Here is a 22088-nt window from a genome sequence, read left to right on the forward strand (position 1 = left end):
AGCCAGCAAGGGGAGGTGGGCCGCTGACGTCGTTTTGCCAGTGAACTTTTAATTTCAAATGAATCAACGGTGCGTTGCGTAAAAAATAGTGCGGCGCAATAAAAAACGGAGACGCCATATGGCGCCTCCGTTTTTTTGCCGATTGGGCGACCCCGCAGGGCCGTGCTGGACCGCCCGCAGGCTTTAGGCCGCAGTCAGTTCCGACAGGAAGCGACGGATATTCTCGCTCATGGCGTCGGTCCGCTTGGTCAGTTGCTGGGCGGCGCCGAGCATTTCGGTTGATGCTTTTTCTGTATCTGCAGCCGAGGCGGACAGTTCAGATACCGACGACGACGCCATGGATGTGCCGTCTGAGGCTTCGTTGACGTTGCGGGCGATTTCGTTCGTGGCATCGCCCTGTTGGTGCACGGAATCGGCGATGGACGAAGCGATTTCGTTCATGTGCTTGATGGTTTCGCCGATGCCGCGAATGGCGTTGACGCCGTTTTGGGCGGCGGCCTGAATATCCTTGATGCGATCGCGGATTTCATCCGTGGCCTTGGCGGTTTGCTGGGCCAGCGACTTCACTTCCGACGCGACAACCGCGAAGCCCTTGCCCGCTTCGCCGGCACGCGCCGATTCGATGGTGGCATTGAGCGCCAGCAGGTTGGTTTGCTGGGCGATGGCGTTGATGAGGTCGACGACTTCACCAATCTGATCGGCGGCGCGGCTCAGTTCGGCCATCGAGTCATTGGTGCGGTCAGCTTCCGAAACGGCCTCGGCGGCGATTTCGACGGAGCGGACGGCCTGGTCGCCGATCACGCCGATAGAGGCTGACAGCTCGGTGGTGGCCGAAGCGACGTTCTGAACATTGTCGGCCGAATTGCGGATGGACGAGACGGCCGATTGCGACCGGCGCTCGTTCTCCTGAGCGATGGTCAGCAGGGTACGACCATTGGCGTCGAGATCCGAAGCGGCGGCGCCGAGCGCGTCGAGCATGTCCTGCGCTTCGTGACGGAAGCGTTCGGCCAGTTCCGACATCTGGCGTGCGCGTTCTTCGCGGGTCTTGGCCGTGGCGGCTTCCATGGCTGACAGGCGCTGCTTTTCTTCGGTATTGGCCTTGAAGACGTTCAGGCTGTCGACGACCGACTTCAGTTCGTCGCGACGGGCCAGGGCGTTGATATCGACATTGAGGTTGCCATTGGCCAATTCCTCGGTCGTCTTGGCGATGCGATTGATGCCGGTGACGGTAATGCGCGAGAACAAATAGGCGATACCGCCCGAAATGACTGCCATGATGACAGCGAAGATGGTCAGGAAGCTGATGCCGGCTGTTTGCGCAGTCTTGGCGTCGGTGGCAGCTGTCTTGGCGGAAGCGACGGTATCGCCAATGATCTTGTCAGACAGCTCAGACATCTTGGCGTAACCGGCGTCGAACTGCGACATCATCGGCCCGACCGAGGCAAAGTCCACATCCATGACGGACCCGGCGAATTCGACGGCTTCCTTGTAGGTCTTCACTTCCTTGGCCAGATCGGTCAGTTGCTTCTTTTGCGTGGCGTCCGTGGCCAGGTCGGCATCTTTTTTGACGCGAACGGCGATGTCGCCCAAGGTCTGAGCGACCTTATTGACGTCGCCCGATGCGTTGGCGGTCGGATCGGTCGCCTTCATCGTCAGGGCGCGGAATAGGCGGCCGTTTTCTTCCTTGATCGCGGCCTTGATGTCGGCGATTTCGACGATCTTCGGGATCGCATTCAAATTGATGTCGTCGATCGTGCGGCCCTGACCGTTCATGATATAGATCGAGCCTGCCGCCAGGATTGCCATCAGGGCGGTAGCGACCGCTGCCGGCGCCATGAATTTCGCGGTGAACGACCAGTTGGAAATCTGGAATCCGCGGGAGGCGCCCGCGGCGGTAGTTTTCGTCATTATTGGCCCCTGACAACTTTTCAATAGGATATAAAGAGGTGAAGACCTCCGTTCCGTTGCATCGCAGGCGGTCGCCGGGCGCCGCTCGCGACTCACGGTTAGGATGAGCCTTTGGGGCAACCTGTCAGATTAAGGTTGTTGAAATCCTAACGCCGTTCACACCTGTGCGGAAAATGTGGCAAATGCCACTGGTGCGCAAAAGAAAACGCGCCGGCGGACCGGCGCGTTCATGTCTCTTGGAGGTGAGATCGCCTTATTGTTGTGAAGTGCCCTTTGGCGTTGCAGTGCTGGCAACGGCGACCGGGGCCGGTTTTTGCGCGGGAAGGGAAACCTCGGCAACGATTTCCTGGGCAGAGCGACCGTGTATCTGCGCCGCCACCTGAACAGGCCGTGTGGACGCCGCTGCGGGCATGGCATTCGCCTGGGCGCGTGAGAGCGTGTTGAGCAGGGCGGTGGTCTGCACGTCAGCCTTGATTTCGGTCGGCGTCGCGGCCGGCGCCCCGGATTGCGGCACTTCGGACGACGGTGTCACGCCGTCGGCGTTGCTGGCGATACGCGCGCCGCGACCATGAAACTGATAGAATATATGGGTGCCGACCTGGGTGACGCGTTCCATTGTACCAGACCAGCCAGGATTGACGCCGGTGGTGTGGAAGCTGGTGGCAGTACCGATCGTCTTCATGACGTAGCCGCCGAGGGCGGCATCGGCAACCTGCTGGGCGCGGCGCCAAGCCCAGCGCTCGACCGGCGCACTCATGGCGCCATTGCAAACGAAGCTGAACTGACAGGTCGCCTGACGCAGGCCTTGATACACAACGCCACAGATCGACTTCGGATAGGCCGGGTGGCGGACACGGTTCAGTATGACCTGGGCGACGGCACGCATACCGTCCGAACCTTCGCCACGCGCTTCATAATAGATAGCCTGGGTCAGACAATCGGCATCGCTGCGTGTAGCGGCCTTGAAATTCATCGCGGCGGCGGCCTGCACGGACAGTGGGGTCGCGGGGGCTGCGGTCAGGCTGGCGCGCACAATTCGGGCATCATTGGGGCGCGCGTCGTCCGGTAAACCCTTCTGCTCGCGTACGTCATCTGAAATACGCATTGTGGTCAGGTTCTGGGCCAGGGCACTATTGCCCGTTCCGTGACCACCGAATTCGGAAAAACGCATCGAGATATTCCACGCACTCTGGTCGATCTGGCCGCCCGACGCGTCGAGCGCGGCCGTATTGATCGTCCCGTCGCGGCTTGCCATCATGAGACGGGCGGCGTCTGCGCGCCGGCTGCCGTCGCGAGCCATGTGGCTACCCAGACAGGCTGCGCCGATCGACGCGCCAATCAACAAGCCAACAGAACTCGCCGCCATGAGGGCGCGCATGCGATAGCGCGCGATTAAGGTTGAAGCCAAGACTATCTGGTCCTCTGTGACAAGGGCGGAATGTGCCCTCCGGGAAGCGTTCCGGCGTTGCGATGCGATAAGCTACGTGCAAGTCGCAGGCCAGAAAACTGACGCCGGCAGGACAGATAGGACCCGCCGGGCAGGCCGCTATCTAGGGGCCAAATGTGGCGTAAATGTGTCAAATTGGGCGCATTGCTTTGACGCGGTGAGTTGTTGCCGATTCCCGGAATGGAACATACAAGAATATGCTACTTCTTACTGGCAGGTTAGAATCTTTTTATTGACAGGAAAAGCGAAGTATTCGCGATATCCATTATACGGCGCATTCAAATTTTATTATTTGCGATTTCTTTATAGTTAAATTCTTAGTCAGAAAAGCCTAATTTAAGGAAGCGTTAAGGCGGCGTTTTGACAGATTTCCGGCGAAGTTTCCGTTAACGTAAGGCAGTGAGCCTTTTTTAACCGGCTGAAATCAAACGGAGAATCCACACCGATTTTAGTCCTTCCTGACAGGTTTTGACCTTATAGTGTCGCATAACGTCGGTCTTGCCGCGATGCGCGGACGATTTTGCCGACGCGAAAAGTTTTTATCGCCCTCTTTCAAAAAATTCTCCTCTCCTTATGTTGTGTTCATGACACGTTCTCCCGACAATTCCGGCGTTTCCGACAATTCCAGCGCGTTTGTGGCTGACTTCGCGCCCTTGGCGGCGACGTGGGTGCCGCATCGCCCCGAACGTCCGCAAAAGTCGGACGGCGGCAAGCGATTCCGCCTCGCTGCGCCTTACGAGCCGGCAGGTGACCAGCCGACGGCCATTGCGGACCTTATGGAAGGTATCAAGGCGCGCGAGCATGATCAGGTGCTCCTGGGCGTCACCGGGTCTGGCAAGACCTTCACAATGGCCAAGATCATTGAGCAGACGCAAAGGCCGGCCCTGATCCTGGCGCACAATAAGACGCTGGCGGCACAGCTCTATTCGGAGTTCAAGGCCTTCTTTCCCGATAATGCGGTCGAGTATTTCGTTTCCTACTACGACTATTACCAGCCCGAAGCCTATGTCCCGCGCACCGACACCTTCATCGAAAAGGATTCGTCGATCAATGAACAGATCGACCGCATGCGCCATTCGGCCACGCGCGCCATCCTGGAACGCGATGACGTGATCGTGGTGGCGTCGGTATCGTGCATCTATGGTATCGGCTCGGTCGAGACCTACACCGCCATGACGTTCGATCTGACGGTCGGTCAAATCCTCGATGAAGCGCAGTTGCGCGCCGATCTGGTCGCCTTGCAATACAAGCGCAATGATCAGGCTTTTGAGCGCGGCACGTTCCGCCGGCGCGGCGACGTCATCGAAATCTACCCCGCCCACTACGAAGACCGCGCCTGGCGCATCAATATGTTCGGCGATGAGATCGAGTCGATTCAGGAATTCGATCCGCTGACAGGCAAAAAGATGCAGGAACTGAAAGAGGTCCGCATCTACGCTGCGTCCCACTACGTCACGCCGCGTCCCACTCTCAATCAGGCGGTCTCGCGTATCAAGGTTGAGTTGAAGCAGCGGTTGGAGCAATTGCATGCGGAAGGCAAGCTGCTGGAAGCCCAGCGGCTTGAGCAACGCACCACATTCGACATCGAGATGATGGAGGCGACGGGGGCATGCGCCGGTATCGAAAATTACAGTCGCTACCTGACCGGTCGGGGACCGGGTGAGCCGCCGCCGACCTTCTTCGAATATATGCCCGACAACGCCCTTTTGTTCGTCGACGAAAGCCACGTGTCGGTGCCGCAGATTGGCGGCATGTATCGCGGGGACTTCGCGCGTAAGTCGATTCTGGCGGAGTATGGTTTCCGCCTGCCGTCCTGCATGGATAATCGACCGCTCAAGTTCGAGGAGTGGGACGCCATGCGCCCGCAATCCATCTATGTGTCAGCGACGCCCGGTCCATGGGAGATGCAGCGCGCTCAAGGTGTGTTTGCCGAGCAAGTCATTCGCCCCACCGGACTGATCGATCCGCCAGTCGAAATTCGTCCTGTGCATAAGGACAATTTCAGTCAGGTTGATGATGTTATCGCAGAGGTGCGCGAAGTCGCCAAGCAGGGTTACCGCTCGCTGGTGACGGTTCTGACCAAGAAGATGGCCGAAAACCTGACCGACTATATGCATGAGCAGGGCATACGTGTCCGATACATGCACTCGGACATTGACACACTGGAGCGCATCGAAATCATTCGCGATCTCCGCCTGGGGGCCTTCGATGTGCTGATCGGTATCAACCTGCTACGGGAGGGGCTCGATATCCCGGAATGTGCCTTCGTCGCCATCCTGGACGCCGACAAGGAGGGCTTCCTGCGGTCGGAAACTTCGCTTATCCAGACGATCGGTCGTGCGGCCCGGAATATTGACGGTCGCGTGATCCTGTATGCCGACCGGATAACCGGGTCGATGGAACGGGCGCTGGCCGAAACCAGCCGCCGTCGCGAAAAGCAGATGGCATACAATGCCGAGCATGGCATTACGCCGGAATCGGTGAAACGCGGCATCGCGGATATTCTGGATAGCCCGTATGAAAAGAGCGACCGCGTTCAGATTCCCATGGGCGTGTCTGAGAAGGACTCCAAGCCGTTCCTGGGTTCCAATTTCCAGGCGACGCTGCGCGATCTGGAGGCCAAGATGCGCGAAGCGGCAGGTAATCTGGAATTCGAGACGGCCGCGCGCTTGCGTGACGAGATCAAACGTCTTAAGACGCTCGATCTCGAATTTGCCAAGGACATGCTCAGTGACGGATAGGTTGGCTGTTTTGCGAAGCACAACGCCAACTGCGCGATCAGCCTCTCACCCATTTTCTCCTAAGGCCGTGTTTTAGGGGCGTGATTAACCATCAAGTGTTATATCCGTCACACACTTATGCATTAATCGGCATTGTTGGACGCAATCACGCCACAATCACACTGGATTTTTATACGGTTTAGGGTGACCTTAGGTAGTGGACAGCACCTGCTTAGGAACAGGCTCGGAACCGGACGTCAAACACCGGTTTAAACAGCTTATTAACCCTGAGGACGGATGCTTATTCCGACTTTTTGTGATGCGTTCGTCAAATTCGGGGTATGGCTGAAATGCGTAGGACAAGATTGAATGTGGTGCCGCCTGTCTCCAAGGAGATAGCGTTGGGCTCGAAAGAAATCGCACTCGGTCAGGTGATCGATGGCGACAAGGTCATGAGTTTGCCGACGCATGTCACCCACAAGGCCAATTTCATTGACGACTCGACGCCGCAGGTTCGTGAGAGCCGCACTCAGCGGGTACGTCGCCTTCAGGAAGAGGCGAGGGCGCTGGCGCGTGAGCAGATCGCTGAATTCGAAGTCCTGCTGGATGCCACAGCCAAGGCGGCCATGGAAATTGCCGATGGCGGTGAGGTCTATTCCATAGGTGCCCGCGAAATCTGTCGGCGCCTGGCCGACGAATTGCCGCGTACCCTGCAAACCCTTCAGGTTATTTCCAAAAAGCGCTAAATTTTCTCCGGACAATGGACGTGCCGGTGGCCTTACCGCCGGCATTTTTCGTGTCTGGCGGGAAAATTTTCGGCTCACTGCATTATAACGCTGGTACAACTCTGCTAATTCCCTTATTCTTAAAGGGTTCAGGGATCGTTATAACGTTTATACAAACGGTAAGCGATGCGGGCGTGGATCAGAAGTGATCGGTAGGGATGAATGTCCCAGGGGAACGGATTATGCCGTCTTTTGCAGGTAGACTAAGTCGTCTGGCGATGGTCGCCACTGCGTTTATAGTGACTGCATGTCACCAGAAGCCGGAACCGCCGGTTGCACCTGTACCGCCGCCAGCCCCGGTTGTTGCGCCTAAGCCCTCCGTCCCCCTGCCGGCCCGCCAGCCGGGATTATGGGAGACGCGCGTTACGGAACAAGGTAGCGCCGGAGGGGCGCAGATATTGCAAATTTGCATAGACGCCGATACGGACCGGCGTCTTGGCGTCCTTGGCACCGATCTGTCCGGTGACACCTGTACACGTCGCACTGTTAGCATGGAAAACAACGGGACATGGGGGCTATTGGCCGAATGCACCATGGTTCCGGGTGTGGTCACGGAATATTCGGGCTCTATCACCATCGATTCAGACCAGACCTACGATATGAAAGTCCGAGCCCAGACCACTGGCACCAATCAGTTGAACCGTGTCACAAATTACGTGGTGACCTCGAAACGTCTGGGCGGTTGCAAGGCGGGTCAGGTCCCCGGTGATGTGGTCAATGACGGGGTTAAGATGAATCTGTTCGACATGGCGGGCGTTAAGCGCGACCGCAAGTCGAGTGGACCGGCGGGAGAAGCCGGAGCCCCAAACAAGCCTGCGGACGATGTAGCGGACTGATCAGACCAGCCAAGTCGTGGCGTTTGGCACGGGACGGCTGTGGAGCAGGTGATTGAAGCCCATGATGGCGCGTCCTACGGTATAGCCAAGCGAGGCGAGCACCAGACCAAGAACCACGACGTTGATGACCGGGCTGGCAATGGCATGGCGCTGAACGAAGGTGTAGGCGACCGCCGTTAACAGGACCGGGCCTATCGCATACCAAAAGGTGCGTTTCTGAAAGGTGTAGTGGCCTTTAAGCCAGTCCGGCGCCTTGTCTTCGACGAAGTTGGCGACCAGCAGGGCGACCATGGCGCTTAGCCCGAAGGTCATGACCGTGAACATCAGCAGGCCATAGTTCACAAAGGCTGTGAAACGTTCATCAGCCAGGAAGGCCTTGAAACCATTGCCTATATCCTTGGCGGTGACGGGGGGGGGCTTGGTGGTCATGGCTATATCCGTGTGACGATAGGATGAACCTAGCACAGGATTTCATGCTGCAAAGCAGTATTTATAGCCCTGGAACTCTATGTCAGATCCGGCACCAGCGGCGCCAGGTCCGTGACCCCGATATCCAATCCCATCTGGCTGAGCAAGGTGGTGACCTGGCCGCGATGATGAGTCTGGTGATTAAAGACATGGCTGAGCACCAGGCCAAGTGTCTTGGTAAAAGGCTGGCCGGTGGTATTGCGATAGGTGAGCGGGGCGGCGATGTCCGCGTCGGTCAGTTGATCGACGAAGCGGATGAAGAGAGCATCCAGAGTTTCACGGACGGGCGCCAGTTCGGCAAGTGTCGGATAGAGAAGGTCGGCCAGTACCGCCGGCTTGGGCAGGGCGTCCAGCGGCATAAGAACATGACCAAACGGGTGCGGGCGGAAGCGGTTGAGCCATATGAGATCGGCGACGATCAGATGGTTCAGGGTTCCTAACACCGAGCCAAAAAAGGCGCCGCGTGCAGCCAGCAGATCGGCGTCGGGCACCGGAGTGAGCAGTGCGATCAGCCGGGCGTTCATGACGCTGTTATAGGTTGCCATCAGGCGCAGATGCTCTTTGTAAGCCAGTTCCGTCATGCCTATTAGTCCCTGGTGTGGATGACACAGACGCCAGCCTGCTCGGCGTCATTGAGCGCCTCAGGCTTGACAATGGTGACTTCGACGCGCTGGACGTGCGGTAGTACAACCATCGTGCGCGCCATATCATCGGCCAGAGTCTCGACCAGCTTGATGTGACCGCGTGCAATGAAGTCGCGGCCTATGCGGCCGACCATTTCATAGTTGAGCGTGTCTTTAAGGCTATTGATCGCATGGGTGTCGATGTCGAAAACGGCATCGATGATCAGTGGTTGCGTGCGGCCGTGTTCATGGTCGTAAATGCCGATGGCGGCCTCGACACGCAGACCGCGAACGAAGACACGGCGGGACAACAGCGTCATAGGGCGCTCCAGGCTGAGGGCGGCAACAGGTCGTTCAGGCTGAGATCAGCACGGTGACACCATTCGCCCAGCCGGATCGGGCAGGCAACGATGTCGGCCGGCGTAAGGATCACGCTATTGGTCGGCGTTTCTTCTATTTCGAAGCGCACGCACTCGAAATCGGGCAAATGGGCAGCCAGTATGGCGTTCAACTTCATATAGAGGGCGGTCGCCACGGCTTCGGTCGTTGGATCGCCTGCGATGACGAGCAGGCGTGACAGCAATTCAGGCTCATGCTGCTGAAAATAGCCGAGCATGGGATCGTCATGGCCCAGTTGAAATGCGTGGTCGAGGCTGTCGTCGACGAACTTATGCCACTGGCGTTTCAGGTCGGCGAAACTGGCGGCATAATTGGCGCTGCCCCACGCCACGTCACGGCCGGCCCTGGCTTGCAGGCTGACCGCGACGAATTCATTGTGGCCATGCGGTGTCATGCACTTCGAATTTTGGTCGAAGCGCAAGCGGTGGGCCATGGAAAAGCGGCGTTTGAACTGGATAAGCATGATGCCTGCGTTCAAGCGCAAACCGGACTGAGAGTCAAATTGTCTCTCGCACGGTTGACCTGAGATGCGGGCCGGCAGACGCTATGGTCGCGACTGGGGCCTTGTCCGCCACACTGTAGCGGACAAGGCGGGAGGCAGAAACGCGTTACAGGTAGAACTGCACCATGGTCGACAGACCGACCGGCTTGATCTTGGGGGCGTTGCCGGCAGCGCCGAACTGTTCGAAACGGTCTTCGCACACCTTCTGCATCATGGCGTAGGCCGGTTTGAAGTAGGTACGCGGATCGAAAACCGACGGTGACTTGGCGAAGGTTTCGCGGATGCCCGCCGTAATGGCCAGGCGCAGGTCTGTGTCGATATTGATCTTGCGCACGCCCATCTTGATGGCTTTTTGCAGCTCTTCGATCGGCACGCCCCAGGTTTGCGGAATTTCGCCGCCGTACTGGTTGATGTGATCCTGCAATTCCTGCGGCACTGACGAGGATCCGTGCATGACCAGGTGGGTATTGGGCAGACGCTTGTGAATTTCGCTGATGACGTTCATGGCCAGCACTTCGCCATCCGGCTTGCGCGTGAACTTGTAGGCGCCATGCGATGTGCCCATGGCGATGGCCAGGGCGTCCACGCCGGTCTTGGCGACGAAATCGACGGCCTGATCCGGGTCGGTGAGCAATTGCGAATGGTCGAGCACGCCTTCGGCGCCGTGGCCGTCCTCGGCTTCGCCCATGCCGGTCTCGAGCGAGCCCAGTACGCCCAGTTCACCTTCGACGGAGACGCCGCAGGCATGGGCCATTTCAACGACGCGACGGGTGACATCGACATTGTAATCGTAATCAGCCGGTGTTTTGGCGTCGGCCTTCAGCGAGCCGTCCATCATCACCGATGTAAAGCCATGCTGGATGGCCGAGGCGCAGGTGCCGACACTGTTGCCGTGATCCTGGTGCATACACAGCGGGATTTCCGGATAGATTTCGACCAGGGCATTGATCATGCGCTTCAGCATCAGGTCGTTGGAATAGGCGCGGGCGCCGCGCGAGGCCTGGATAATGACGGGCGACTGCGTCTTGCGCGCCGCCTCCATGATGGCCAGGCCCTGTTCCATGTTGTTGATGTTGAATGCCGGCATGCCGTAGCTGTTTTCGGCGGCATGATCGAGCAGTTGACGTAAGCTGATACGAGCCATGATTATTTTTCCCTCTTTCTCATTGGCTTTCGGGGTCTTATCGGCCCACGTGGCTGGGCCGCTTTTAGATCGCGCGGATGTGACCTTTTGGTCTTTTGTGCATCAGCGAAATATAAATTTTAAATAGGCTTGTCTGTTTCCTCCAGAGCGGCCACGCCAGGCAGAACCTTACCTTCCATCCATTCGAGGAAGGCGCCGCCCGCCGTCGAAACGAAGGTCATGTCGTCGGCGACGCCGGCGTGGTTCAGCGCGGCGACTGTGTCACCACCGCCCGCTACCGCTACCAGCTTACCCGCTTTCGTTTGCGATGCAGCAAATTTCGCGGCGGCGACCGTCGCGGCGTCGAACGGTGGTAATTCGAACACACCGAGCGGTCCGTTCCAGATCAGGGTCTTCGAATTCGCCATGACCTCGGTCAAGGCGGCGACCGTCTTCGGGCCAGCGTCGAAAATCTTGTCATCGGCTGACAGTGGGGCGCCCAGGTCCTGGGTGCGGTTGGCGGCATTGGCCTTGAATTCCTGGGCTACGACAACGTCAACGGGCAGCAGAATACGGCAGCCTTTTGCTTCGGCTTCCTTGAGAATATCGAGCGCGGTGTCCTTAAGGTCTTTCTCGCACAGTGATCCGCCGACATCATGGCCCTGGGCGAACAGGAAGGTGTTGGCCATGCCGCCGCCGATTGCCAGCGCATCGAGCTTGCCGACAAGGTTCTTTAACAGGTCGAGCTTGGTCGAGACCTTTGAGCCGCCGACGATGCCGAGCGTCGGGCGCTGCGGATTGCCGAGTGCGGAGTCCAGCGCCGTCAGTTCCCGGCGCATGCTTTCGCCGGCATAGGCCGGGATGAGGCGCGCAACGGCCTCGGTCGAAGCGTGGGCGCGATGCGCGGCCGAGAAGGCGTCGTTGACATAGATGTCGCCGAGCCGCGCCAGTTCGGCGGCGAATTCCGCGTCGTTGGTTTCTTCGCCAGGATGGAAGCGGACGTTTTCCAGCAGAATGACGCCACCGGCCGGCAAGGCAGCAATGGCAGCTTCGGTGGTGTCACCGACGGCATTGTCGGCAAAGGCGACCGGTTTGCTCAGAAGGGCCGCCAGGGCGGGCGCCACGAAGGCGAGAGACATGGACGGCACGGCCTTGCCTTTCGGACGGTCGAAGTGCGCCAGCAAAGCGACCTTCGCGCCCTTACCGATCAGTTTTTCGATGGTCGGCAGGGCGACCTTCAGGCGCGTGTCGTCGGTGATGCGGCCGTCTTCGACAGGCACATTGAAATCGACACGGACCAGGGCGGTCTTGCCAGTAAGATCGGAGAGGTCGTCGAGGGTCTTGAAGGGCATGGAGTATCTCACAGGTCGGAAGGGGCCGGCATAGTCGTTACGGCGCTGTCGGTGCGAAACGAAAAACCCCGCCGGATTAGACCGGCGGGGTTCAAGTCTATTACAGGAACTTCGCGAAGGCGATGGCCGTGTCGGCCATGCGCGAAGAGAAGCCCCATTCGTTGTCGTACCATGACAGGATGCGCACCAGCTTGCCTTCGATAACCTGGGTCTGGGCCAGGGCAAAGGTCGAGGAGGCCGGTTCATGGTTGAAGTCGTGCGACACCAGCGGTTCGTTGGTATAGGCGAGCACGCCCTTCATCGGGCCGTCGGCGGCAGCGATGATGGCGGCGTTGATTTCGTCCTTGGTCACGTCGCGGCCAGCGTTGAAGACCAGATCGACAGCCGATACGTTCGGTGTCGGCACGCGGATCGAAGACCCGTCGAGCTTGCCCTTCAGTTCCGGCAGGACGAGGCCGACGGCCTTGGCCGCGCCGGTCGAAGTTGGGATCATGCTGAGCGCAGCCGCGCGGGCGCGGTACAGATCCTTGTGCATCTGGTCGAGCGACGGCTGGTCGTTGGTGTAGGAATGGATCGTCGTCATGTAGCCGTTGACGATGCCGCACAGGTCATGCAGCACCTTGGCCACCGGCGCCAGGCAGTTGGTGGTGCAGGACGCGTTGGAGATGACGCGGTCTTCGGCGGTCAGGTTGTCATGGTTGACACCATAGACGATGGTCTTGTCGGCACCGTCGGCCGGCGCGGAGACGATCACGCGCTTGGCGCCAGCTTCCAGATGGGCGGCGGCCTTGTCGCGGCTGGTGAAGATACCCGTGCATTCAAAGGCGATATCGACGCCTAAATCCTTGTGCGGCAATTCGGCCGGGTTCTTGATCGCCGTCACCTTGATCGGCGCGTAGGTCTTGCCATTGGCCGCGATGACGATGCTGTCGCCTTCAACCGTGACCTTGGCCGGGAACCGGCCGTGGATCGAGTCGTAGCGCAGCAGGTGCGCATTGGTTTCCACCGGGCCCAGGTCGTTGATCGCGACCACTTCGATGTCCGTGCGGCCATGCTCGATGATCGAGCGCAGGACAAGACGACCGATACGGCCAAAACCGTTGATGGCGACACGTAAAGCCATGTGGAAATCCTTTTCTGAATGAGCTGTGTTCCGGCGATCCGGACAGGCACCTGAACGCGCCGGTTCTTGAACCTTAAGGCCTTGAAGTCAAGCCTTATTTAGCGACTGAACCTATATGGTAACGCTATCACCTGGATTCCATATCAAGGCATTATGTTTGCTGCCGGCCGCGTCAATTTATTGGTTTTTCCTGAAACCACAGGACAGCCGTGGTCAGCGCGTGCGCGACCGTGATTTGTCCAACCGGGGCAGGGTCATCAACAGCTCCAGGCCGACGATACGCGTGCCTTCGTAACGGTTGATTGCCGTCAATGTGCCGCCTTGCGCCTCGGTCAGGGCGCGGGCGACCGACAGGCCCAGGCCAGTGCCGCCGGTATCGCGATTGCGCGACGATTCCAGTCGGTAAAAGGGTTCGAACACGGTTTCCAACATATCCGGCGGCAGGCCGGGACCCGAGTCGATGATCCGCAGCTCTGCCGTCTTGCCCCGCGCTGAAAGCTCGATGCGACAGCCGCTGGCATAGCGTCCGGCGTTTTCGACCAGGTTTGTAACGATGCGCTTCAATGCCACCGCGTCGCCCATGACCATGATGTTGTCCTCGATAAGGGCGGGCTCCAGGGCGCAGATGGCGCAGAGATCGTCGCCCAGGGATTCGACCAGGGATGAGAGGTCGAGCGGCCTCAGGATTTCATTCATCTTGTGCGCGCTGGTGAAACTCATGGCGCTGCGGATCAGGCCGTCCATGTGGGCGATGTCGCCGTTAAGCTTGTCCCGCATGGCTGCCGGCAGGTCCTCGATGCGCAGCCGCATCCTGGCCAAGGGCGTTTTCAGATCGTGGGCGATTGCGCCCATAAGCGCCGTCCGGCTTTCGACCTGCTTGCGGATTCGCGTCTGCATATCGTTGAGCACCTGGGCGGCGGCGCGCACCTCACGCGGGCCGACGGCCAGGACCGGCGGCGCGTTGTCTTCGACACTCAGCTTGGCGGCAGCTTCGGAAAAGGCAATGATGGGGCGGGACAGCCGCTGCGACAACCACCAGGCCAAGGGCAAGATGAGCAGAGCGGTCAATCCGAAACCGAGCAGCAGGCGTTCCTGCCACGGCTCAATCAGGCTGCGCGGCGGGCGTAGGACACGCCAGCTGCCGTCCTTGAGCTTCCAGGCGGCGCTGAAGGCCGGGTAGACGACGTCGGCCCGGCTGTCCGTTGGAATATAGCCACCCGGAAATGGTCCGGGCGTCATGTCTTGGCGTCCCTGCGACGATGCGTCCGGCGGAGGCCCTGGGTAAAATTCGTGTTCAGCGCCCTGTCTGTTCTGTGGTGCCGGAAAGTCGTGCTGGACGAACAGTCTGGAGCCGGGACCTTCATCTCCATTCGGCTGTCCACCTGGGCCGGCCCCGTTCGGTTCGCCATAAGGAAGGGGGCCGCGATAGCTGTCAAAGCGACGGGACTCGTCGAAGGGGTGACGTGGGCGTATTTCGATGACAATGGTGTCTGCGGGCACCTTCAGATCGGCAGCCACCCGCAGGGCCAGCGCGTTTTGCAAGGCGATGCCGCGTGGTCCGTGTTCCCACTTCTTGGTGACGAAATCCGGTGCCGTCTTCAGGGTTTCAGCCTTCAGTACCCGCCCGTTACGCAGCTTGACCACCCCGCCTTTCAGCGCGGCTACCGCTTCCGGCAGGCTGTAGCCTGAAGGTGGCGGCTCCGGGGCCTTGAGAACCACCAGGGTGTTGATGCCTAGCGATAGAATGAGCACAGCGAAGCTCAATCCCATGACCTGCCAGAAAATCGGCAGGGAGATCAGATTCGAACGGGAGGAAGCAGGGGAGGCTGAGTCGGGCAAGGGTTACTTCGTGGGCTTGAACATATAGCCAATGCCGCGGATTGTGCGGATGATGTCCTCGTTGGTATCATCGGCCAGCTTACGGCGCAGGCGCGAAATCTGTACGTCGATGGCGCGATCAAAGCTGTCGGTATTGGGGCCGTGCAGGTAGTCGAGGATCTGGTCGCGGGACAGGGCGCGGCCCGGCCGATCTAGGAAAACACGCAGCAGTTCGAATTCGGCGTTGGACAGGGCGACCTGGACGCCGTCCGGACGCAGCAGAGTCCGCTTGATATTGTCGAGCTGCCAGCCGAAAAAATGCGAGATGGGTGATTTTTCGCCGCTGCCGGCCCGAGCTTCGCGACGGCGCATCACTGCGCGAATGCGCGCCAGGAGTTCGCGCGGATGAAACGGCTTGGCCATGTAATCGTCGGCACCGAGTTCTAGGCCGACGATACGGTCGATTTCCTCACCGCGCGCTGACAACATGATAACCGGCGGGCCGGATTGCTCATTGAGGCGCTTGCAGATCGACAGGCCGTCTTCGCCCGGCATCATGTAGTCGAGTACGACCAGTGCGATATCGCCGCGCGCCAGTATCTTTTCCATGTCGCGGCCCTGTGCCGCCGTGTGAACGTCGAAACCGTTCTGACCGAGAAAATTGCTGATCAGTTCGCGCAGGTCGGCGTCGTCGTCAACGACCAGAATACGCGGCTGGGGGGCGGGTTGCGGTTCGTTCAGGACAGGGTGTGCCATTGGGAGGTGCTCGCGGTGAGAGGGCCATAGAAAAGCATGTTTCGGTGTGGCCTGGATGCCGCAGGCTTGCGGCTTTCCGATGTCGTCAGTGTAACATTAAATCTTGTTTTCGCCCAATTTCGCTTCTGCGTGACATTGCGGGGAAACAGCTGTCGCGCATCATGGCGGCCAGGGAAGGGTCTCAGGCACAGAGGGCCTTTCGATTAAAAAAGAGGAAAAACAGATGTTTAAATCCGTAATATGGGCCGGTGCACCGCTCATTCTGATTGCGGCATTCACCCTGCCGGCCCTGGCCGACGGTCAGGATGGCCCTGATCGCAAAGGACCGCCGCCGCGACCCGCGTTCAGCGATATCGATACGAACAAGGATGGCGTGATCAGTCAGGCTGAGTTCGATGCCTTCAGGCCGACGAGGGAAAAGGGCCCGCACGACGACAAGTTTCACAGGCACGGTCCTCCCGATCTGAAGGGGCTGGACGCCAATGGTGATGGCAAGGTGACATTCGAAGAATTTTCGGCGCCGATGAAAGCCCATTTCGATCGGCTCGACACGAACCATGACGGCGTTCTGTCCGGCGACGAATTGACACCCGCTCACGATGATGGCCCGCCGCCCCCGCCACCTGAAAAGTAACCCCGAAGGGCCTGAGAGTAACCTTAAAAGGTAAGAGCTGCCGTGGATGGCACAACTGGCCGGGACCCTCTGGGTTCCGGCCTCCTTTTTGCGGGTGTGCGATTTATCCACAGGTGGCGACGGAAAGCAGCCGGCTTGCCGTTCGATAGGTAACGGCATTTATGGGGACTGTTCCTTTCTTAGACAGGACAATCGATATGTCACGCAAACTGATGTTTGTTTCTTTTCTGGCACTTGCCACCACCTGTGGCGGCGCAATGGCCCAAAACGCGTCCGAGGCAATGCCTGCCCCGGCGGTGAACGCGCCGAAGGTTCATCCTGGCCACGACTGGGCGCAGAAGCGCGCACAAAAATTCGATGCCATGGATGCCAATCATGATGGGGTACTTGAAAAGTCGGAGGTCTCCGGCCACTTGGCGGCGCGCTTCGATGAGATAGACGCCAATCACGATGGCAAGATAACTCGCGACGAATTGCGGGCCGCCCATAAGGCTCATTCCGCTGACCGGCGGGCCGACAGGCAGTCGAAGCGGATGGAGCGGGCCGATACCAATCACGATGGCAAGCTGTCGTGGGCGGAAGTCGAGGCCGAGGCGAGGGCCCGGTTCGATAAGGCCGATACCAATCACGACGGCTTTCTAGACGCCTCTGAACGCGCGGCCGCCCATCATGGCCGGGGTCACAAGACCGGGGATCATGCCCCGCATCGTCACGCGGATGCATCCGGAAAAACGGCCGGGCAATAATTTTTAAAAAAAGTGCGACGGACGTTACGGGGTTATGCGTTTGACTGAAGTAGCGTGCGGTAATCGCCCTGAATGCCGCATCCTGGTCAGACTCTGACCGTGTCCGTATCTCCCCGGAGCGGACGCGGTTCGGACGGAGCCGTGGCGACCGCCGTTGCCACGGCTCTTTTTCTTGAGATGCTTGTTTTCTTTACGCTGCCTGTTTTTCGATCTGCGAATACTAAAACCCCCCGCCGGACAGCCGACAGGGGGTTATTTTTTTGGCGCGCCGAGTGGATTACAGAGCGGCTTTTGCCTTGGCGGCGACGTTTTCCGCGGTGATGCCGAATTCCTTGTAAAGGCGGTCAGCCGGGGCGGAGGCGCCGAAGCCGGTCATGCCGACGAAGATGCCGTCATTGCCGATGAATTTTTCCCAGCCCAGAGGGGCTGCGGCTTCGACGGCCACGCGTACCGGCGCCTTGCCGATGACTGAGGCCTTGTAAGCGGCGTCTTGCGCGTCGAAGACATCCCAGGACGGCGTAGATACGACGCGGGTGGCTATGCCCTCGGCTTCGAGCAGCTTTTGCGCGGCGATCGCGACGGAGACTTCGGTGCCGGACGCAAAGATCGAAACTTTTGCCTCTCCGGATGCCGGGCTCAGTTCATAGGCGCCCTTGGCCGACAGGTCGCCGCCCTGAGTGCGGACAGCCGGGACCTTCTGGCGCGACAGGACCAGCATGGAAGGCCCCTTTGCGGTCAGCGCGGCTTTCCAGCATTCGGCGGCTTCCACCATATCGGCGGGCCGGAAGACGTGCAGACCCGGCATGGCGCGGTATGACGCCAGGTGCTCGACCGGCTGGTGCGTCGGGCCATCTTCGCCGACGCCAATGGAATCGTGCGTCATGACGTGCACGACCTTGGCGCCCATCAGTGCGCCAAGACGGATTGCCGGACGCGAATAGTCGGAGAAGACGAAGAAGGTGCCGGCATAGGGCAGGACGCCGCCATGCAGGGCCATGCCGTTCATCGCCGCGGCCATGCCGAACTCACGCACGCCGTAGTGGACGTAGCGGCCGCCGTAATTGTCCGTGTCGAAGGCGGTCATACCCTTGACCAGGGTATTGACCGAACCGGTCAGGTCGGCCGAGCCGCCAACGAGCGTTTCGATAACTGGCGTCAGGGTGGCCAGCGCCTTGCCGGAGCAGGAACGGGTGGCGTCGGCTGGCTTGGTGGCGATGGCGTCGGCGATGTGAGCGTCGAGCGCTTCGAAGGCATTGGTCGGCAGCACGCCGCCCATGGCCGCAGTCAGTTCGGCAAATTTCGGATTGGATTTCGCCTTGTCTTCCCAGGTCTTGCGCGTCTTCGTGCCCTTGCGGCCCGCAGCCAGCCAGGCCTTTTTGACGTTTTCCGGCAGGGTGAACGGCTCGTGCAGCCAGTCCATATGTTCCCGCGCGGCCTTGATTTCGTCGTCCATCAGGTTGTAGCCGTGGCCGTGCTTGTCGCCTTCCTTGGCACCGGCACGACGCGATACGGCGGTCTTGCAGGCGATCAGGACCGGCTTGGTCTGCTGGGTGGCCCAGCGCATGGCGGCGGCAATCTTGCCGTGGTCGTGACCGTCGATGGCCTTGACGACCCAGCCGGCGGCCTTGAAGCGCGCCAGTTGATCGCCGGTTTCGGCCAGGGTGGCGTAGCCGTCGATGGTGACATTGTTGTCGTCGAACAGGACGATCAGGTTGTTCAGCTTCAGGCGACCGGCAAGGGAAATGGCTTCATGCGAGACACCTTCCATCAGGCAGCCGTCACCGGCGATGACCCAGGTCTTGTGGTTGACAAGATCGTCGCCGAAGCGGGCATTGAGATGACGTTCGGCCATGGCCATACCGACCGCCGTGGCCAGGCCTTGGCCGAGCGGGCCGGTTGTGCATTCGACGCCGGCGGTGTGGCCATATTCCGGGTGGCCGGCGGTGGTCGAGCCCCACTGGCGGAAATTCTTTATGTCTTCCATCGACACCGATTTGAAACCGGTCAGGTGGAGGAGAGAATAGAGCAGCATCGAGCCATGGCCGGCCGACAGAACAAAGCGGTCGCGATCGGCCCAGTCGGGCTGCTTCGGATCGTATTTCAGGAACTTGGTCCACAGAACCGTTGCCACGTCCGCCATGCCCATCGGCATGCCCTGGTGGCCTGATTTGGCACGGTGCACGGCCTCCATCGACAGGACGCGGATCGCGTCGGCCATCAGGACACCGGACGGCTTCAGCGGAAGAAGGCTTGTGGACATGGGTGAGTCTCTATTAAAGTGTTAATGTGGCAGGAGTCGGTGTGCCTTTAACCGAACTTCTCCCCAAAGTGTAGGTTATTAATGCGTCCCGGCGCGATTCTTTGGTCCGCTATCGGACGGATCAGCCGGCAGGTTTAAGGAGATCGGTCATGGAAAACGCGCACGCCCATCCCGGCAGCAGTCTCAACATAGCGGTGGATCGGCTGGATCGCGCCCTTGAGGCGCTGGAATCCCGGGTTCGTGCCTTGCAGGCCGGTGAGCCCCTCCCGGAATATACCGGTGACGGAACGGGTGGCACCAACGCAGCCTATGACCGGGTTCTGGCCGAACTGGAAGAGGCGCGCATTTCCAACGCGCAACTGGCCCAGGCCGCCAATGCGGCGCATGAAGCGCTGGGCGCGGCCGCGGCCAATATTCGTCAACTCCTGGCCAATGAGGCGGCGTAATGGGTGAAGTCACGGTTCGCGTCAACAACAAGTCTTATACGGTCGGCTGCGCCGACGGTCAGGAAGGCCGGGTTCAGGAATTGGCGCGCAAGTTCGACGAGCATGTCGAGATGGTCGTGTCGGATGTCGGCGCGATAGGTGAGGTGCGTCTGTTCCTGATGGCGTCGCTATTGATGATCGACGAAATGCAGGACCTGCGGGCGCAATTGGACGAAGCCAATTCCGCCAATGCACGCATGAATGCCGGCGCGCATGAAATGGAACGCAAGGCGGCCTTTGCCATTGCCGATGCCGCCGCCCGCCTGGAACGCCTGATGGGGGCGTAAGGTACACTCTCCTAAACTAGACACCTCGCCACGATATCAGCGTCGGTCGAGGTGTTGTAGATATGGAATGATAGCCGCAAGGTGTCGCCGCGCCGGTCGAAGCGGCAGCCAGCCTGGATCAGCGCGGCCATCGTCTTCTCAATATCGGTTGGGATGTGGCACAGGGTGCCGCCCTTGCCGCTGCGATCTTCCGCATCGATCCGTGCGATCAAGGCGCGGTTATGCGCCAAAACGGCCTCTACGCCGATCGCGGCAATGGTTTTGACGCCGCTGGTGGCCAGGACGTAGGGGGCGACCGATGGCGTACCGCCCCAGAACCGACGCGCATCTGTCGCATAGCGAAAATCGCGAATGTCGAAGGCAAACGGATCCTCATGCGAAAACCATCCGACGTTCAACGGTTTCAGATCGTGCGGGCACCAGAGGAAGCCCGCGCCGGGACCACCGCACAGCCATTTGATGCACGAGCCGACCAGTGCGTCCGCCCGCCACGCCGATACGTCGATAGGCAGCAGACCGGCCGACTGCGCCACGTCCACAATGCTGAAAATCCCGCGCGCCCGGGCCAGTTCGGCAATAGCGGCAACCGGCGAGACGATGCTGGTATTGGAATGCACATGCATAACCACGACCACGGCGACATCCGGTGCCAGGGCGGCATCCCAGTTTGCCACATGGGCGGGATCGCCATCCACCAGGCGAAAGCGGAAGCCCAGGCGCTGCGCCTGTTGCGCCACGAAACCCAGCGACGGGAAGGCCTGGGGCGACATGACAATGGTGTCGCGCCCGTCGCGCGGCGTCAGGCCGGACAGAAGGGCAAAAAGGCCGGCCGAGACGTTGGGCTGAGGGCAATAGTCGGCGGCGCGTCCACCAAGCAGACCGGCCATGGCCGTCCGAAAGTCATCTATGGCCTCCAGCCACAAGGGCCAACTTTCGCCTGGCTTTGCCGCCCAGGGCGTGAAAAATTTCGCTTCGAATTCGCCGCGCGCTGCTACGGGCAAGAGGCCGGCGGAATGGCTGAGCAGATAGGGGCCGCCGGGCGGCAGGTCGAACAGATCGCTCATTCGGCGGCACCCAGGCTTTCCCTGACCTTCCCGTATTCTTGACCCCAGTCATCGGTCATTTCGGCGCGCACCGCCCACAGGGCTGGAAAGAAGCGGTGGCGCGCGCCGGCATCGAGCAATTCGACCGGCCGGCCTTTCAGCGAGGCGGCGCCCATGCCGATGGAGCGCTGAATCAAGAAAATGTGGTTGGCGCGGAACTTGCCCATGCGCTCATCGAATTCCATCAGGCATTCGGCGATGACATAGGCATCGTCATGCCGGTACTGGGTGTCGTAAATATCGCGAACGCTGAGGGCGCGGCCGGTCAGGTAAACCGCCTCGAACGTCTCCCACAGTTCGGGTGGCATTTTCATCAGGGTGCGAAATCCGGGCGATTCCTGGCCCGACCCGTTGCCGAGTTGTAGCCGGATTTGCTGATAATCGTGCGGCGACATGGTTTCCAGCAGGTCGAGCTGTTCGCTCATCAGCTTCATGATCATGTTGCAACGGGAAAATAGCGTCACCACCTTGTGCGCATGCCCGGCCCGCATGTGATCGTCGATATCGAGCAGGGTATGGATCATCAACTTCATCCACAATTCCTCGACCTGATGCACGATCTGGAATTGCAGTTCGTCGGCATTGATCATGGCGGGCATGGGCTTTTGGCACGCCAAAAGGTTTCCGGTATCGAGGTAAAGCTCATAGTCGAGCCGGGCGGGCGCGGAAAGCAGATCGTAATAGTGCTGGCGGTTCATGGCGGGCTCCCTGTT

Annotated in this window: 21 protein-coding genes; 7 read left to right on the forward strand and 14 right to left on the reverse strand. The window is 59.8% G+C overall.

Annotated features, from left to right (window positions below; translation table 11 throughout):
• Positions 1 to 183: 183 nt before the first annotated feature.
• A complete protein-coding gene (locus RCJ00_RS13985) occupies positions 184 to 1908 on the reverse strand; it encodes a methyl-accepting chemotaxis protein (protein WP_316222675.1) in 1725 nt (574 codons plus the stop codon).
• Positions 1909 to 2161: 253 nt separating this feature from the next.
• Positions 2162 to 3316 (reverse strand): cell wall hydrolase, encoded by a 1155-nt coding sequence (locus RCJ00_RS13990; RefSeq protein ID WP_316222676.1) that lies wholly within the window; start codon positions 3314 to 3316, stop codon positions 2162 to 2164.
• A gap of 623 nt (positions 3317 to 3939) precedes the next feature.
• Here RCJ00_RS13990 and uvrB point away from each other — a divergent pair.
• From uvrB to RCJ00_RS14005, 3 genes are all read left to right on the forward strand, one after another.
• Positions 3940 to 6096 carry an excinuclease ABC subunit UvrB gene (gene uvrB, locus RCJ00_RS13995; RefSeq protein WP_316222679.1) on the forward strand — a complete coding sequence of 719 codons (2157 nt, stop codon included), beginning with the start codon at positions 3940 to 3942 and terminating at the stop codon, positions 6094 to 6096.
• Between the two features lie 380 nt (positions 6097 to 6476).
• A complete protein-coding gene (locus tag RCJ00_RS14000; RefSeq protein ID WP_316222680.1) occupies positions 6477 to 6821 on the forward strand; it encodes a hypothetical protein in 345 nt (114 codons plus the stop codon).
• A gap of 278 nt (positions 6822 to 7099) precedes the next feature.
• The gene (locus tag RCJ00_RS14005) at positions 7100 to 7696 is read left to right on the forward strand and encodes a DUF3617 domain-containing protein (RefSeq protein WP_316222682.1); all 597 of its coding nucleotides are present in this window, start codon (positions 7100 to 7102) and stop codon (positions 7694 to 7696) included.
• On the opposite strand, the gene RCJ00_RS14010 is transcribed toward RCJ00_RS14005, so the two are convergent.
• The 9 genes from RCJ00_RS14010 to RCJ00_RS14050 all read right to left on the reverse strand — a co-directional run bounded on the left by RCJ00_RS14010 (position 7697) and on the right by RCJ00_RS14050 (position 15860).
• The gene (locus RCJ00_RS14010) at positions 7697 to 8125 is read right to left on the reverse strand and encodes a hypothetical protein (RefSeq protein WP_316222684.1); all 429 of its coding nucleotides are present in this window, start codon (positions 8123 to 8125) and stop codon (positions 7697 to 7699) included.
• Between the two features lie 77 nt (positions 8126 to 8202).
• Positions 8203 to 8745, reverse strand: a complete 543-nt coding sequence (locus tag RCJ00_RS14015) for a DinB family protein (RefSeq protein WP_316222686.1) — start codon at positions 8743 to 8745, stop codon at positions 8203 to 8205.
• Positions 8746 to 8750: 5 nt separating this feature from the next.
• Positions 8751 to 9107 (reverse strand): dihydroneopterin aldolase, encoded by a 357-nt coding sequence (folB, locus tag RCJ00_RS14020; RefSeq protein ID WP_316222687.1) that lies wholly within the window; start codon positions 9105 to 9107, stop codon positions 8751 to 8753.
• Positions 9104 to 9664 (reverse strand): 6-carboxytetrahydropterin synthase, encoded by a 561-nt coding sequence (locus RCJ00_RS14025; protein WP_316222689.1) that lies wholly within the window; start codon positions 9662 to 9664, stop codon positions 9104 to 9106. The genes folB and RCJ00_RS14025 overlap by 4 nt, the downstream gene beginning before the upstream one ends.
• Before the next feature lie 130 nt (positions 9665 to 9794).
• The gene (gene fba / locus RCJ00_RS14030; RefSeq protein WP_316222691.1) at positions 9795 to 10832 is read right to left on the reverse strand and encodes a class II fructose-bisphosphate aldolase; all 1038 of its coding nucleotides are present in this window, start codon (positions 10830 to 10832) and stop codon (positions 9795 to 9797) included.
• Between the two features lie 119 nt (positions 10833 to 10951).
• Entirely contained in the window at positions 10952 to 12163 is a 1212-nt protein-coding gene (locus RCJ00_RS14035; RefSeq protein ID WP_316222693.1) for a phosphoglycerate kinase, read from the reverse strand.
• 100 nt (positions 12164 to 12263) lie between these two features.
• Positions 12264 to 13286 carry a type I glyceraldehyde-3-phosphate dehydrogenase gene (gene gap / locus RCJ00_RS14040; RefSeq protein WP_316222695.1) on the reverse strand — a complete coding sequence of 341 codons (1023 nt, stop codon included), beginning with the start codon at positions 13284 to 13286 and terminating at the stop codon, positions 12264 to 12266.
• A 213-nt stretch (positions 13287 to 13499) separates the two neighbouring features.
• The gene (locus RCJ00_RS14045; RefSeq protein WP_316222697.1) at positions 13500 to 15125 is read right to left on the reverse strand and encodes a HAMP domain-containing sensor histidine kinase; all 1626 of its coding nucleotides are present in this window, start codon (positions 15123 to 15125) and stop codon (positions 13500 to 13502) included.
• Positions 15126 to 15128: 3 nt separating this feature from the next.
• Positions 15129 to 15860, reverse strand: a complete 732-nt coding sequence (locus RCJ00_RS14050) for a response regulator (protein ID WP_316222698.1) — start codon at positions 15858 to 15860, stop codon at positions 15129 to 15131.
• A 223-nt stretch (positions 15861 to 16083) separates the two neighbouring features.
• Here RCJ00_RS14050 and RCJ00_RS14055 point away from each other — a divergent pair, with 223 nt between their 5' ends.
• Complete coding sequence (locus RCJ00_RS14055; protein ID WP_316222700.1) at positions 16084 to 16494, forward strand: EF-hand domain-containing protein; 411 nt, start codon at positions 16084 to 16086, stop codon at positions 16492 to 16494.
• A 197-nt stretch (positions 16495 to 16691) separates the two neighbouring features.
• Positions 16692 to 17240, forward strand: coding sequence for an EF-hand domain-containing protein (locus tag RCJ00_RS14060; RefSeq protein ID WP_316222702.1), 549 nt, complete (start codon positions 16692 to 16694; stop codon positions 17238 to 17240).
• Positions 17241 to 17517: 277 nt separating this feature from the next.
• Here RCJ00_RS14060 and tkt read toward each other — a convergent pair whose 3' ends face one another.
• A complete protein-coding gene (gene tkt / locus RCJ00_RS14065) occupies positions 17518 to 19500 on the reverse strand; it encodes a transketolase (protein ID WP_316222703.1) in 1983 nt (660 codons plus the stop codon).
• 149 nt (positions 19501 to 19649) lie between these two features.
• Between tkt and RCJ00_RS14070 the strand changes: the two genes are divergently transcribed.
• Positions 19650 to 19946, forward strand: coding sequence for a hypothetical protein (locus tag RCJ00_RS14070; RefSeq protein ID WP_316222705.1), 297 nt, complete (start codon positions 19650 to 19652; stop codon positions 19944 to 19946).
• Positions 19946 to 20272, forward strand: coding sequence for a cell division protein ZapA (locus RCJ00_RS14075; RefSeq protein ID WP_023456622.1), 327 nt, complete (start codon positions 19946 to 19948; stop codon positions 20270 to 20272). The genes RCJ00_RS14070 and RCJ00_RS14075 overlap by 1 nt, the downstream gene beginning before the upstream one ends.
• Before the next feature lie 11 nt (positions 20273 to 20283).
• Here the strand turns inward: RCJ00_RS14075 and RCJ00_RS14080 are convergent, their stop codons facing one another.
• Positions 20284 to 21336 (reverse strand): aminotransferase class V-fold PLP-dependent enzyme, encoded by a 1053-nt coding sequence (locus tag RCJ00_RS14080; protein WP_316222708.1) that lies wholly within the window; start codon positions 21334 to 21336, stop codon positions 20284 to 20286.
• Positions 21333 to 22073, reverse strand: a complete 741-nt coding sequence (locus RCJ00_RS14085; RefSeq protein WP_316222709.1) for a tryptophan 2,3-dioxygenase family protein — start codon at positions 22071 to 22073, stop codon at positions 21333 to 21335. The genes RCJ00_RS14080 and RCJ00_RS14085 overlap by 4 nt, the downstream gene beginning before the upstream one ends.
• Positions 22074 to 22088: the final 15 nt, after the last annotated feature.

Origin of the sequence: Asticcacaulis aquihabitans (genome assembly GCF_032490435.1) — a bacterium.
Lineage (GTDB): Bacteria > Pseudomonadota > Alphaproteobacteria > Caulobacterales > Caulobacteraceae > Asticcacaulis.